Origin of the sequence: Kribbella sp. NBC_01245, assembly GCF_036226525.1 — a bacterium.
In the GTDB taxonomy this organism is placed as follows: Bacteria; Actinomycetota; Actinomycetes; order Propionibacteriales; family Kribbellaceae; genus Kribbella.
This window is the reverse complement of the sequence record NZ_CP108487.1, coordinates 2,773,919-2,786,942: the sequence shown is the minus strand read 5'-3', so window position 1 is coordinate 2,786,942 and position 13,024 is coordinate 2,773,919. Positions and strand designations below refer to the sequence as shown.

The window sequence follows — 13,024 nt, the reverse complement described above, 5'->3', positions numbered from 1 at the left end:
TAGAGGCATGCGAATCACCGCCAACCGTCCCGCCGACGCGCTCACGCGCCGTCGGCACGTGGACCTGTTGCGCGTGAATTCGTCTGGCTGTTGACCTTCGGCGCCTTACCCGGACCCCAGTCCTCCCTCCGCCCGAAGGATCACTTCCGTGCGTCGTCTCGTCCTGATCGCCTTGCTCGGTTCCCTTGCCCAACTCGTCGACGGCACCCTCGGCATGGCCTATGGCGTCACCGCCACCACCGCCCTGCTGATCACCGGTATCACCCCAGCCGTCGCCTCCGCGTCGGTTCACCTCGCCGAGGTGGGCACGACTCTCGCCTCCGGTTTATCGCACTGGCGCTTCGGCAATATCGACTGGCGCGTGGTCGCGCTGATCGGCCTGCCCGGTGGGGTCGGCGCCTTCGCGGGTGCCACCTTCCTGTCCGGCCTGTCGACCGAATCGGCCTCGCTCTGGGTGGCGTTCCTGCTCGCCCTGCTCGGCGTCTATTTGCTGGTGCGGTTCGCGACCGGCAGGGTCCGGGCAGTCGTTCAGGGCCGGGTCGGCGGTAGATTCCTCGGCCCGCTCGGGCTGGTCGCGGGCTTCATCGACGCGACGGGCGGTGGCGGCTGGGGTCCGGTCGCGACCTCGTCACTGCTCAGCAGCGGCAAGCTCGAACCGCGCAAGACCGTCGGGTCGGTCAGCGCGGCCGAGTTCGTGGTGGCGATCGCGGCAAGCGTCGGCTTCCTGATCGGGCTCGGCAAGGAGAACATCCCGTTCGGCATCGTCGCCGCTCTGCTCGTCGGCGGTGTGATCGCGGCGCCGCTCGCGGCCTGGCTGGTGTCCCGGCTGCCCACCCGCTGGCTGGGTGTTGGTGTCGCCGGCGTGCTGATCCTCACGAACGGCCGCACACTGCTGAACGGTCTCGGCGTCGCGGACGGTTACCGCTACCTGGTGTACGCCGGAGTGCTGGCCGCTTGGGCGGTCGTCGTCCTGCGCGGCTTCCAGACCGAGCGCGTCTCCGCCACCGCTGACCTCGATGCCGAACTGGCCGAGCTGGAGTCCGCGGCTCGCCGCTGATCGCTCCCGCTCTGCCCGCGGTTCTTTTTGTTGCCTTAAACAACACTAAATCCCCTGACTTAGTACCTCTGAAGGTGAATCTCCTATGCGAAGCAAACTCCGCCTTACCGCCTTAGCCGCTGCCGTGACGCTGCTGGCCGTTGGCTGCTCCCGGGCCGATGCCGGCGATTCGCCCGATGCCGCGACCGACAAAGGTGCGGCCGCCGAACTGCGACTCGGCTACTTCCCGAATGTCACGCACGCCGCCGCGCTCGTCGGCCTCGATAAGGGCCTGTACGCCAAGGAGCTCGGTGATACGAAGCTCGTGCCGACCAAGTTCAACGCCGGGCCCGAGGCCGTTGGCGCGTTGCTCGGTGGTTCGCTCGACGCGACGTTCATCGGCTCCGGTCCGGCGATCAACGCGTACGCGAAGTCGAACGGCGAGGCGGTCCGCCTGATCGCCGGTGCCACGTCGGGCGGCGCCCAGCTCGTCGTACGGGATGGAATCGCCAAGCCCGAAGACCTCGTCGGCAAGACCGTGGTCACGCCGCAGCTCGGCAACACGCAAGACGTCTCGCTGAAGAAGTGGTTGGCCGAGAAGAGCCTGACCGGCAAGGTCAAGGTCACCAACCTCGAGAACGCCCAGACGCTCGACGCCTTCAAGAAGGGCGAGGTGGATGCGGCCTGGTTGCCCGAACCGTGGTCGTCTCGACTGGTGCTGGACGCGGGCGCGATGGTGCTGCTCGACGAGAAGACCCTCTGGCCGGAAGGCAAGTTCCCGACGACCGTGCTGATCGTGCGGACGCAGTTCCTGCAGGAGCACCCGCAGACGGTCCAGGCCTTGCTGGCTGGCCTGGTCGGATCGATCGACGCGATCAATGCGGATAAGGCCGCCGCGAAGGAGTCGATCAACAAACAGCTGAAGGACCTCACCGGTAAAGCGCTCAAGCCGGCGGTGATCGACCGGGCCTTCGGCAACATCACGGTGACAGCCGATCCGGTCGCGGCCCAGTTCCCGCAGCTGGCCAAGGACCAGGTCACCGCGGGTATCGCCGAGAACGCGCCGGCCGTCGCGGGATTCGCGGACCTCGGACCGCTGAACGACGTACTGGCCAAAGCAGGTAAGCCCATCGTCGACGCGGCGGGGCTGGACCAGAAGTAGGCCGATGCCGGGAGGCGGGTTCTCCGCAACGACCCTCTTCCCGGCCCGTTTCATGACCGCTGATCGACACTATCGACGTAGAGGGCAGGCGATGGCGATGACCGCGACGGTCGTTCGAAGTGTGGTGGGGAGCCCGGTTCGGTTCAACGGGGTCGGCAAGGTGTTCGGACGGGGGCGCCGGGCGGTGACAGCGCTGGATGGCGTCGACCTGCAGGTGGAGGCGGGGGAGTTCGTCTGCCTGCTCGGCGCCTCGGGTTGTGGGAAGACGACCCTGCTGAACCTCGTCGCGGGGCTGGACGAACCGACCACCGGCTCGATCGAACTCAACTCGTCGCGCCCGGCCGTGGTGTTCCAGGAGCCGGCGCTGATGCCGTGGCTGACGGCCGCGGGCAACGTCGAACTGCCGCTGCGGTTGGCCGGCCAGTCCAAGGCGGTACGGCGGGCGAAGGCGTTGGAGTTGCTGGAGCTGGTACGGCTTGCGGGTGTCGGGGACAAGCGGCCGCACGAGCTCTCCGGCGGTATGCGCCAGCGGGTCGCGTTGGCCCGGGCTCTGGCGTCAACCGCGGACCACGTCGATGCGCCGGGCCGCGTTGACGGGTCGGGCCGGGTTGACGGGTCGGGCCGGGTTGACGGGTCGGGCCGCGTTGATGGGGCGGATCACGTTGATCGGTCGGGGCGGCCGTCGTTGTTGTTGATGGATGAGCCGTTCTCCGCGTTGGACGCGATCACGCGCGACGTACTGCAGTCCGAGTTGCTCCGGATCTGGGCGGCGACCGGTACGGCGATCCTGTTCGTGACGCATGACGTACGCGAAGCGGTACGACTCGGCCAGCGCGTGGTGCTGCTCTCGTCCCGCCCGGGTCGCGTCGTACAGGAGTGGACCGTCGACGGCCTAACCGGTGCCGCCGAGACCGCCGCGATCGATGAGGTCAACACCGCGTTGCGAAAGGTGATCAGCAGTCATGCCGCGGCTTGATACGGCTCTGTCCGACTCGGCGGCGGTCGAGGCGGGCCTCGATGCGCTCGACGCGCCGGTCTCGGGTCAGGACCAGTCGGGCCGGGATCGGCTGGCGCGAATTGCCGGCAAGGCGCTGCCGCCGGTGCTCGTCATCGTCGTACTCGTCCTGATCTGGCAGGCGCTTTGGGCGGCCGCGATCTGGCCCGAGTTCAAGCTGCCCGCACCCGCGGCCGTCGGTGCCGAGATCTGGAAACTGGTCACGACCGGCGAGATCCTCGGCCTGTTCTGGGTATCGGTCCACCGGGCTGTCATCGGCTTCGCCATCTCCCTGCTGATCGCGATCCCGCTGGGTCTGGCGATCGCGAACATCCAGCTCGTACGACGCGGCGTCGGACCGCTCGTCTCGGGTTTGCAAAGCCTGCCGTCGGTCGCGTGGGTCCCGGCGGCCGTGCTGTGGTTCGGCCTGAACGACCGGGCCATCTACTGGGTCGTGCTGCTCGGCGCCGTACCGTCGATCGCGAACGGCCTCGTGTCGGGCCTCGACCAGGTCCCGCCCATCCTGCCCCGCGTCGGCAAGGTCCTCGGCGCCGGCCGAATCAGCGGCATCCGGCACATCCTGCTCCCGGCGGCGCTGCCCGGATTCCTGGGTGGACTCAAACAAGGCTGGGCCTTTTCGTGGCGCTCGCTGATGGCGGCCGAACTCATCGCCACCTCGCCCGACCTGGGCGAAGGTCTCGGGCAATACCTCCACAACGCGATGTCCCTGTCCGACATCTCCCTCGTCTTCGCCGGCGTACTGCTCATCTTCATCGTCGGCGTCGGCATCGAACTGGCCATCTTCCGCCCCCTCGAGAACTCGGTGCTCAAATCCCGAGGCCTAACCCGCTCCACCACTTAACCCCACGTCCCTTCGGCCCGCGCCCCCTCCCTATTCCGAGGGTCGACCCTCGGAATGGGGAGTCGACCTGCCAAGTTTGGCGAGTCCACCCCCCGTTCCGAGGGTCGACCTCCGGAATGGGGCCTGGGAATCGGGGCGGAGTTGGGGTGGGGTGGCAGGCTGGGGTGGCGTCGTGGTGTGTGGCGGCGCGTGGATGTGTCGCGTCGGCGGGAGTTGGGCGGGTGCGACCCGTAGTGTTGGGGTGTGGTCCGAATTCTGCCGTTTTTGATCAGCCTGGTGCTCAGCATCTACGCGCTCTTCTCCTGCATCCAGACGCGGGATGAGGATGTGCCGCATCTGCCCAAGCTGATCTGGATTGTCCTGATCGTGCTGGTGCCATTCGTGGGGCCGATTACCTGGATCCTGATGTCGCGGGCGCATCTGCGTAAGCAGCAGGTGCCGGGGCGGGCTGGGCATCCGAGTGCTGGGCCACGACGGCCCGCGCCGCGTTCGGTCGCGCCGGATGATGATCCCGAGTTCCTCGCCTGGCTGGCCAAGAACCGCCCGGCGTCCGATCGCCCGACTGACCGGACGGACGGCAAGCCGGGCGCCAACGACGGCAAGTTAGGCAAGTCAGGCAAGACCGGCAGCGAGGACGGCAAGTCAGGCGGCAAGCCCGGCGCCGAAGGTGGCGGCAAGCCGACTGGCGGCAAGAGTGATCCGCCGCGGGATCCGAGGGCCGACAAGCCGACGGACACGACCGACCCCGACGACGGCGAAGCCGGCAGCCCCGCCCGCTGAAGTCAGCCGGCAGTGCCCGCCCGTTGAAGTCATGCGGACGCCTGCCAACACGCCTACGAACGCGCCGACAGCACCGGCCCGCGCGGCAGCATGTGCCGACACGTCAGCACTTGCCCGCGCGGCAGCATGTGCCGACACGACAGGACTTGCTCGCGCGGCAGTTCGGCCTGACCCGCCGTCGGCTTGGGGTGGCGGCGGGACTTTGCCTGGGTAGACAAGCCGGCAGCCCCTGGAGGGACTGCCGGCTTGTCAGGGTTTCTTGGGTCAGGCGGACTTGCGGTGTTCGGGCAGGATCACGTTGTCCCGCTCGGATTCGGTGGTTCCACCCCAGACCCCATACGGTTCGCCCACGGACAGCGCGTGCTGCCGGCACTCGGGCTGGACCGGACAGGTGCCGCAAAGCGACTTGGCCACCATTTCGCGTGCCCTTTTGCGCACACCCCGCTCGGACTCGGGGGAAAAGAAGAGCTCCGGGTTGACGTCCCTGCATGCAGCTTGGGACTGCCAGTCCCAGAGATCCATGAGCGGCGCGGGTAGGCGAGGCATCCCTCTCGACATGGCAACCTCCTTGACTCACCGTGAGCGCGGACGGGCGCTCGGTGAAAACTATGCTCAAAGGACCGCCGTTTCAACCCTCGTTGTCTCAACCTTCGGTCGGTTTGTTATCGCGTTGTGCTGAAAATCCCTCAGTTCAAGCGTGAACCTTCAGTTTTCAAACGCATGAACGAAATCCCGAAGGCTCCTCGAAACAGCCCGATCCTTACCGGGCTGGTGCGTCGATGGCTGGTTTGGAGTCGACTCGTCCGAGCGCGTCGGCGCCGGTCGTCAGCTCGTCGCGCGCCACTTGCCAGGCGCTGTCGCCGGGGTGGAACTGGGTGCGGAGGTACGCCGACGTGAGCTTCCCGATCGCCGCGACCCGTTCGGGGTTCTCGTCGGTGGTCTCGGCGGCGTCGTACCCGGTGATTCCGCCCAGGAGGTGCTCCCCGCCGAACACGGTGAGCAGGCTCTTGGGGCCTGGAGCGAGGTGGTACGGATCGGCGTGCCAGTCCGGGCCCATGTCCGTGAAGTGCTGGGAATCGTCCTTGTCACCGGCAACGATCAGCGCGGGCGTGGTCATGGTGGAGAAGTCGATGGTCCGCATGAACGAGATGACGTCGGCCATCCAGCCGTTCAGTACGTCGCCGCGGCCGGGCGCGGCGAACAGCACACCGCGCTTGATCCGGGGCTCGAGCAAAGTCACTTCCTCCCCATCGTCCGGGTCGGTGATGCGGGCGCCCAGCAGGAGACTGGCGGTGAGGCCGCCGAGCGAGTGCCCGGCAACGGCGATATCGTCGTGGTTCATGCGCCCGGCGAGGTGCGGCACGGCGTTCTCGATCACGGCGAGCTGGTCAAGGATGTGCGTCATGTCCTCGGCGCGCGAACGCGAGAAGTAGGGCGCGCCGGGGGCGTCGGCGACCAGGTGGCTCAGCGTCGCGGAGCTGAGGTGGGTCGGCTGGATGACGACAAAGCCGTACGCCGCCCAATAGTTGGCGAGCGGGCTGTAGCCGTTGAGCGAGGAGAGGTGGTTCGAACCGCCGTGGCCGTGTGACAGGAGGATGACCGGTAGATCGGTTCCGGTCGCGGGTGCGGAGACGCGCACCTCAAGGTCGACGGGGCGCCCGGGTACGGAGAGCGCTACCGGGCTGAGCGAGATGACGGGCGTGGGCGAGCCGAAGGTGCCGGTGGTGGCAGCCGATGCATTCATGAAACGTCTTTCCCTTCGAGGGTCACAACTGCGGGGATCAACGCCCGCCTAAAGCTACAGTGATTAAGCGGAACGATGTCCCGGTTAATATACGGAACGCTGTTCCGCTTATCAACTGGCACGATGTTCCGCATGTTCCAGAGGAGAGCGTGATGCCCACCAAAGGCCGGCCCGCTGTAGCCGAGCCTGCTGAAGCTCGGCAGACCGAAGCTCGGCAGGCCCGGGGCAAGCGGGCCGACGCGATGCGCAACCAGGAGAAGCTCCTGGCTGCCGCCGCTGAGGTGTTCGTCAGCTCCGGCATCGATGCGCCGATCCGTGAGATCGCGGCCAAGGCAGGCGTCGGGACGGGAACGATCTACCGCAACTTCCCGACCCGGGCGGATCTCGTCGTCGCCGTCTACCGTCACCAGGTCGAGGCCTGCGCCGAGGCCGGGCCGGTCCTGCTGGCCAACAGCGCCGATCCGCTCACGGCGCTCCGGCAGTGGATCGAGCTTTTCGTCGACTTCCTGGTCACGAAACACGGACTTGCCAACGCGCTGCAACCGGACAGCAGCGGATTCGCCGCGCTCCACACCTACTTCCTGGACCGCTTGCTGCCCGTCTGCGCGCAGCTGCTCGACGCCGCGGTCGACGCGGGCGAGATCAGGCCAGGTCTGCAGCCGTACGAGCTGATGCGTGGCGTCGGCAACCTCTGCATCGGACACGACAGCGACCCCCGCTACGACCCCCGCCGCTTGGTTGCCCTACTCCTCCAAGGACTCCGGCAACCCCAGCCATAACACCGCCGCGAGTGGTCGAAGCCCACGGCGCCGGGGACCCGGTTAGGTGCTGAGGGCGTGCCCGAGGAGGGCAGCTAGTAGGCAGGCGGTGAGGCTGAGGAGGGCGTTGGCGAGGGCGGCGCGCGGGCGTTGCGACTCGGCGAGGCCGACGGTGAGGGCGGCGAAGGTGCTGTACGTCGTGAAGGCGCCGCAGAAGCCGACGCCGATCAGCAGCGAGACCACTCGATCGGAATGGGTGGCGGTCAGGCCGAGTACGAAACTGCCCAGCACGTTGACCAGCAGGATTCCCCACGGGAACGAGCCGCCCGTCAGCCGCGTGATCCAGCGATCCACCAGATAGCGCAGCGGCGCGCCGACCGCGGCACCGGCAGCAACCAGCAGCAGGCTCATCCCCTCACCACCAGAGGGACCGTACGAGGGATCATCGTCGGGTCGCCCGAACGGCTGATCCGCCGGCGAATACTGCGATCAGTGCGGCGGCAAGGGTGCCGAACAGGTAGACGAAGGCGGTCACCGGGTGGTCCGCAAGCAGGCCGCGCGTCTCCACGGCGTACGTCGAAAAGGTGGTGAAACCGCCGAGCACCCCCGTCGCGGCGAAGGCGGCGAGCAGCGGCCGATCGCGGCGAGAATCATGGAGCCAGGCGAGCAGCGCGCCGATCAGCAGGCACCCGAGGACGTTCGTTGCGAAGGTCGCCCAGGGGAAGGCGCCCGGGGAATGCGGGATCGCCTCGGCCAGCCCGTACCGGCAGACGGCACCGACCGCACCGCCGACGGCGATCACCGTGAGAGTGGCCGACAGCCGTGGGGGGTCAGGCATCCGGGTCGAACCAGAGGCGGTGATGGCCGCCGTGCGGTGTGTTGGCTTCGCCGGTGATCGCCTGGATTACGCGGTTGTGGGTGATGACCAGGATGGGGCCGTCGGTGATCGTGGTGCAGCGCCGCATGGCGGCGCGAGCGCGTTCGCGGACGCGGGAGAGCGGCTCCCAATTACGCGGTACGCCGTCGGGCCACTCGCCGTCGAACTCGGTCAGCTCCGCGGCGGCGGCCCGTACGTCGGCCGGACCGCGCCAGCTGCCGGCGGTATCGGGCAACCAGTCGCCGAAATCGAAGTCGACCCGGACGCCGAGCGCCAGCCGATGCCCGATCACGCTGGCACTTTGGATGGCCCGGGTGTACGGCGAGGTGACCAAGTAGTTCGCGCCGACGCCGCTGAGCTCGTCGGCTACGGCCTGGGCCTGTTTGATGCCGACCGGGGTCAACGTGGCGAGTCCGGCGGACAGGCCGGGCCAACCGCGGCTGTCGATCGGTTCGTAGTCCGGCTCGCCGTGCCGGACCAGGTAGATCAGTGTCACGAGGCAGTTCTACCCGAGAAACCCGTGGTTCGCTTCCTGGTCAGGTGTCGGTCACCCGCGGTCATCGGCATCATGACCGGAAGTGGCGGCCGCGGGCCCGGGGAGAGGGTTCACCAACGAACGATCCGGCCGGCGTCGAGGGCCGGAAACCGTGACTGGGTCGACCGCTCAGCAGATCGCCCCAGATGTCCTCACCACGGTGATGTCCAAGAGGCGCCGGATCCACGACATCGACCCACTCCGGCTCGGCCTCAACCGCGACATCCTCAACCGCAACCTCCTCAACTGACACCGATGCCTCCTGAACTGACGGGAGGGTCGGCAGGTTCGGGGCGCGGAAGGCGCTGCGGTCGATCGCGTCGAGCCAGTTCACCTCGGTGGCGCCGTGATGACCGTGCACGGCCAGGACCGAGTCGAGGTCGGGCCAGACGGCCGTGGCCGGGTTGTCGCCGCGCCAGCGCAGCGCGACCGAGCCGTCGGTGAACACGCATCCCTCGGCCACCACCCCGGTACCGGAGACGCCACTCAGGTCGGCATGACGAACCAGCTCGAAGGTCCGGGGCATCACCTGCCGGCCCAGATCGAGGCGGTCACGAATGGACCGGATTCGTGCGGAATATGCCGGCCCCCAAGCCGAAGTACCACGGCGGTGTGTCCCTTCACGGACGGGTGCCGGACCCAGGGTTGTCCGGCTTACGACCTCAACGACGAACCGGCCGGACTGGTTACTCCCGTGAGACGGCCATCTCGTTTCGTGTACTCTGTTCGACGTGAAGCGCAGCTATTGGCAGTTTTTTGAGTGGCCGGCCTCGGTGCCGGGCGACTCAGCTGCAAGCTGACGCCCCAAGATCACTGAAGCCGGCTCGAGGCAAGGACAACCGTCCTTGCCTTTTCTCGTTCCCAGCCGGCGCTGATCTCGGGTCTTTCCGTGGCCGCCGGCGGAAAGGCACCCACAATGAATCTCGTGAACACCACCCCAGCCAGCGTCGTCGACCGCCGCATCGACAAGGTCGTGCCGCTCGTCACCCCGTCCGAGTTACTCGCCGACCACGTCCTCGATGAACGGCTGACCGACACGGTGCTGGCCGGCCGTCGAGCGGTCACGGACGTGCTCGACGGCACGGACGACCGCCTGATGGTTGTCGTCGGCCCCTGTTCGGTGCACGACGCCACGGCCGCTCTGGAGTACGCCGACCGGCTGCGGGTCGCGGCCGAGCGACTGTCCGACGGGCTGCTGGTGGTGATGCGGGTGTACTTCGAGAAGCCGCGGTCCACGCTGGGCTGGAAGGGCCTGATCAACGACCCCGCGCTGGACGGTTCGGGTGACGTGAACACGGGTCTGCGTACGGCCCGCACGCTGTTGCTGGAGGTGCTGTCGCGCGGTCTGCCGGTGGGTTGCGAGTTCCTCGACCCGATCACCCCGCAGTACATCGCGGACACCGTCGCTTGGGGTGCGATCGGCGCTCGCACGGTGGAGAGCCAGGTGCACCGCCAGTTGTCCTCGGGTCTGTCGATGCCGATCGGCATGAAGAACCGCCCGGACGGCAGTATCGCGACGGCCGTCGACGCCATCCGCGCGGCCGCCGTACCGCATGTTTTCACCGGTATCGACGCGAGCGGCCGGCCGGCCATCCTGCACACTCGCGGCAATGGCGACTGCCACCTGGTGCTGCGCGGCGCGGACGGTGGGCCGAACTACGACGCCGCCTCGGTCGAGGGTGCGCTGGAGCTGCTGCGCAAGGCGGGTCTGCCCGAGCGCGTGGTGGTGGACGCGAGCCACGGCAACAGCCGCAAGGACCACCGTCGCCAGCCGACCGTTGCCGACGAGATCGGCGCACAGGTTGCCGCGGGCAACAAGGCGATCACCGGCGTGATGCTGGAGTCGTTCCTGGTCGAGGGCCGGCAAGACCTCGACCCGACCCGCGAGCTCACCTACGGCCAGTCCGTCACCGACGCCTGCATGGGCTGGGAAACCACCGAAGCCGTACTGGAAAACCTCCACGCCGCCGCCCTGAAGCGCCGCACCACCAGCTGACCTCCGGTCCAGGTTTTTGCGTTCATTCGTCGGAATCCGCCCTCTCAGCTCAGCGGACCGGTACAGGTGAGCGGCCGGAAGAGGGCGGATTCCGACGAATGAACGCAAAAACCTTGGCGGTGAACTTCTGGGGAAGGGCAGGCGTCGCAACGCGCTGTGCGGCGACAGGCGGCGCGAAGTCGTTTTAGGGTGCGGGTCATGAGTGAGGTCACGCGTCGCCAGGTGCTCGGGTCCGTCGCCGGAGGGGCTGCGTTGTCGCTGCTGCCGCCTTCGGTCCATGCCGCGATGGCGCGGCCGATGCGTCCCGGGGGACTGGCCGCCGTCGAGCACGTCATCGTCCTGATGCAGGAGAACCGGTCGTTCGACCACTACTTCGGCACGCTGCGCGGCGTCCGGGGGTACGGCGACAAGACCCCGCTGCGGCAGCGAAACGGCAAACCGATCTGGAACCAGCCGAAGCCGGGTGGCGGCGAGGTGCTGCCGTTCTCGATCCGGGAGGCCGCCGAGGCCTCGGGCCGCGACGCGGGCGACATCCAGTACCTCGACGCCCTGCCGCACGGCTTCAACGACGCCACCCAGGCCTGGTCGAAGGGCTGGAACGACGACTGGATCGCGGCCAAGACGGCGGCCTCGATGACGCATTACGAGCGCCAGGACATTCCCCTGCAGTACGAGCTTGCGGAGACCTTCACGATCTGCGACGCCTACCACTGCTCGGTCAACGGCTCGACCAATCCGAACCGGAACTACCTGATGTCGGGCACCACCGGTTTCGAGCCCGGTACGACGGCCCGCGCGGTGACCAACGCGGCGTACTCCTATGACCACAAGGGCTACCAGTGGACGGCCTACCCGGAGCGGCTGGAGCAGGCCGGGGTGTCGTGGCAGATCTACCAGGAGTGGGACAACTTCACCGATAACGCCGTCGAGTACTTCGCCACCTTCAAGGCCATCGGCAAGAAGATCCTGGCGAAGGTCGACGGGGGATACCGGACCACCGAGGAGTTCTACGACAAGCTCTTCGCGAAGACGCCGGACGAGCGAAAGACCGCGCTGGCGCAGTTCGAGCTCGCGGTCGAAGCCCTTCCCAGCAAGGAGAAAGCCCTTTTCCGCAAGGCGATGTACCGGTCGGAGCCGGAGACGCTGGTGCCGCGCATCCGCCAGGACATTGCCGAGGGCAACCTTCCGCGGGTGAGCTGGTTGGTGCCGTCGGCAATCGATTCGGAACACCCGAGTACGTCGACCCCGGTCGGCAGCGCGAACCTCGTCTACGACCTGCTCGACGCCATCGCGTCAGACCCGGAGGTCTGGTCGAAGACGGTGCTGCTGATCAACTTCGACGAGAACGACGGCTACTTCGATCACGTGCCGCCACCGGTCGCGCCGCAGCCGCCGTCGGGCGCCGGGGACGACTGGTACAACGGCAAGCCGATCGGCCTCGGCCCGCGCGTGCCGATGACGGTCGTCTCGCCGTGGACCATCGGCGGTCACGTGAACTCGGAGGTGTTCGACCACACCTCGGTGATTCGGCTGCTCGAGCGCTGGACCGGGGTACAAGAGCCGAACATCAGCCAGTGGCGCCGTACCGCGTGTGGCGATCTGACCTCGATCTTCGACTTCCACCGGCCGGGCCGACGCCCGTCGATCGAGACGCCCGGTTCCATCCCGGCGCCGATCGAGCGCTGGCGCCCGGTCCCGCCGAGCACGCAGGCCGTGCCGAAGCAGGAGCAGGGTCGTCGCCCGGCGCGCGCCTTGCCATACCGCCCGGAGGCCTCGGGTGTGCTCGCGGGCGAGACCCTGCGACTCCGCCTCGCGAACCGGGGGACGGCCGCCGCGCACTTCGCGATCTACCCGTACGGCGGTGAGCTCGTGGCGCCGGCCCACCTCGACGTACGGGGTGAGCGGGTCGAGGAGATCGCCGTCACCGGGCCGTACGAGTTGGCCGTGCAGGGGCCGAACCGCTTCTGGCTCGAGCTGGCCGGATCCACCACGGGTGACGCGGCCGGGCTCGACGTACGGCTCGGGACCGTCTGGGGTCGAAGTGGGCTCGAGCTGTTGCTGGTCAATACGAGCCCCCGGCCGATCGCCGTACGGGTCAAGTCCCTCGGTTTCGGCGCGAAGGACCAGCGGGTGGAACTGCGCGGACGGCAGACGCGCGCGTTGAGCTGGCCGACCGACCAGGGCTGGTACGACGTCGAGGTCACCTCGCCGCAAGACCCGTCCTACCGCCGCCGCCTAACCGGCCACGTCGAAACCGGCCGCCCCGGTGTAACGCCCTGA

At 67.9% G+C, this 13,024-nt stretch carries 15 protein-coding genes; 9 read left to right on the top strand and 6 right to left on the bottom strand.

The annotated features are described in order from the left end of the window. Positions 1-7: 7 nt before the first annotated feature. The 6 genes from OG394_RS40055 (at position 8) to OG394_RS12245 (ending at position 4,834) form a co-directional block, all read left to right on the top strand. On the top strand, positions 8-94 hold the full coding sequence (locus OG394_RS40055; protein WP_442914302.1) for a putative leader peptide: 87 nt from the start codon (positions 8-10) through the stop codon (positions 92-94). 54 nt (positions 95-148) lie between these two features. Further along, a complete protein-coding gene (locus OG394_RS12265; protein ID WP_328995357.1) occupies positions 149-1,057 on the top strand; it encodes a sulfite exporter TauE/SafE family protein in 909 nt (302 codons plus the stop codon). A gap of 85 nt (positions 1,058-1,142) precedes the next feature. Further along, complete coding sequence (locus tag OG394_RS12260) at positions 1,143-2,198, top strand: ABC transporter substrate-binding protein (protein WP_328995356.1); 1,056 nt, start codon at positions 1,143-1,145, stop codon at positions 2,196-2,198. Between the two features lie 97 nt (positions 2,199-2,295). After that, positions 2,296-3,174 (top strand): ABC transporter ATP-binding protein, encoded by an 879-nt coding sequence (locus tag OG394_RS12255; RefSeq protein WP_328995355.1) that lies wholly within the window; start codon positions 2,296-2,298, stop codon positions 3,172-3,174. Further along, positions 3,161-4,054: an ABC transporter permease gene (locus OG394_RS12250; protein ID WP_328995354.1), complete on the top strand. Its 894-nt coding sequence runs from the start codon at positions 3,161-3,163 to the stop codon at positions 4,052-4,054. Before OG394_RS12255 ends, OG394_RS12250 begins: the two co-directional genes overlap by 14 nt. 243 nt (positions 4,055-4,297) lie before the next feature. Continuing rightward, entirely contained in the window at positions 4,298-4,834 is a 537-nt protein-coding gene (locus tag OG394_RS12245) for a PLD nuclease N-terminal domain-containing protein (protein WP_328995353.1), read from the top strand. A gap of 264 nt (positions 4,835-5,098) precedes the next feature. Here OG394_RS12245 and OG394_RS12240 read toward each other — a convergent pair whose 3' ends face one another. Both OG394_RS12240 and OG394_RS12235 read right to left on the bottom strand, forming a co-directional pair. Next, the gene (locus OG394_RS12240) at positions 5,099-5,392 is read right to left on the bottom strand and encodes a WhiB family transcriptional regulator (protein ID WP_328995351.1); all 294 of its coding nucleotides are present in this window, start codon (positions 5,390-5,392) and stop codon (positions 5,099-5,101) included. Between the two features lie 202 nt (positions 5,393-5,594). Beyond that, on the bottom strand, positions 5,595-6,578 hold the full coding sequence (locus OG394_RS12235) for an alpha/beta hydrolase family protein (RefSeq protein ID WP_328995350.1): 984 nt from the start codon (positions 6,576-6,578) through the stop codon (positions 5,595-5,597). Between the two features lie 152 nt (positions 6,579-6,730). Here OG394_RS12235 and OG394_RS12230 point away from each other — a divergent pair, with 152 nt between their 5' ends. Next, a complete protein-coding gene (locus OG394_RS12230) occupies positions 6,731-7,357 on the top strand; it encodes a TetR/AcrR family transcriptional regulator (protein ID WP_328995349.1) in 627 nt (208 codons plus the stop codon). 42 nt (positions 7,358-7,399) lie between these two features. On the opposite strand, the gene crcB is transcribed toward OG394_RS12230, so the two are convergent. The 4 genes from crcB to OG394_RS12210 form a co-directional block, all read right to left on the bottom strand. Further along, positions 7,400-7,747: a fluoride efflux transporter CrcB gene (gene crcB, locus OG394_RS12225; protein ID WP_328995348.1), complete on the bottom strand. Its 348-nt coding sequence runs from the start codon at positions 7,745-7,747 to the stop codon at positions 7,400-7,402. 31 nt (positions 7,748-7,778) lie between these two features. Then, positions 7,779-8,174 carry a fluoride efflux transporter FluC gene (locus OG394_RS12220; protein WP_328995347.1) on the bottom strand — a complete coding sequence of 132 codons (396 nt, stop codon included), beginning with the start codon at positions 8,172-8,174 and terminating at the stop codon, positions 7,779-7,781. Continuing rightward, complete coding sequence (locus tag OG394_RS12215; protein WP_328995346.1) at positions 8,167-8,709, bottom strand: histidine phosphatase family protein; 543 nt, start codon at positions 8,707-8,709, stop codon at positions 8,167-8,169. Before OG394_RS12215 ends, OG394_RS12220 begins: the two co-directional genes overlap by 8 nt. Positions 8,710-8,779: 70 nt before the next feature. Further along, the gene (locus tag OG394_RS12210) at positions 8,780-9,274 is read right to left on the bottom strand and encodes a hypothetical protein (RefSeq protein WP_328995345.1); all 495 of its coding nucleotides are present in this window, start codon (positions 9,272-9,274) and stop codon (positions 8,780-8,782) included. Positions 9,275-9,673: 399 nt separating this feature from the next. Between OG394_RS12210 and OG394_RS12205 the strand changes: the two genes are divergently transcribed. Further along, on the top strand, positions 9,674-10,744 hold the full coding sequence (locus OG394_RS12205; RefSeq protein ID WP_328995343.1) for a 3-deoxy-7-phosphoheptulonate synthase: 1,071 nt from the start codon (positions 9,674-9,676) through the stop codon (positions 10,742-10,744). Positions 10,745-10,942: 198 nt separating this feature from the next. Beyond that, positions 10,943-13,024 (top strand): phosphocholine-specific phospholipase C, encoded by a 2,082-nt coding sequence (locus tag OG394_RS12200; protein ID WP_328995342.1) that lies wholly within the window; start codon positions 10,943-10,945, stop codon positions 13,022-13,024.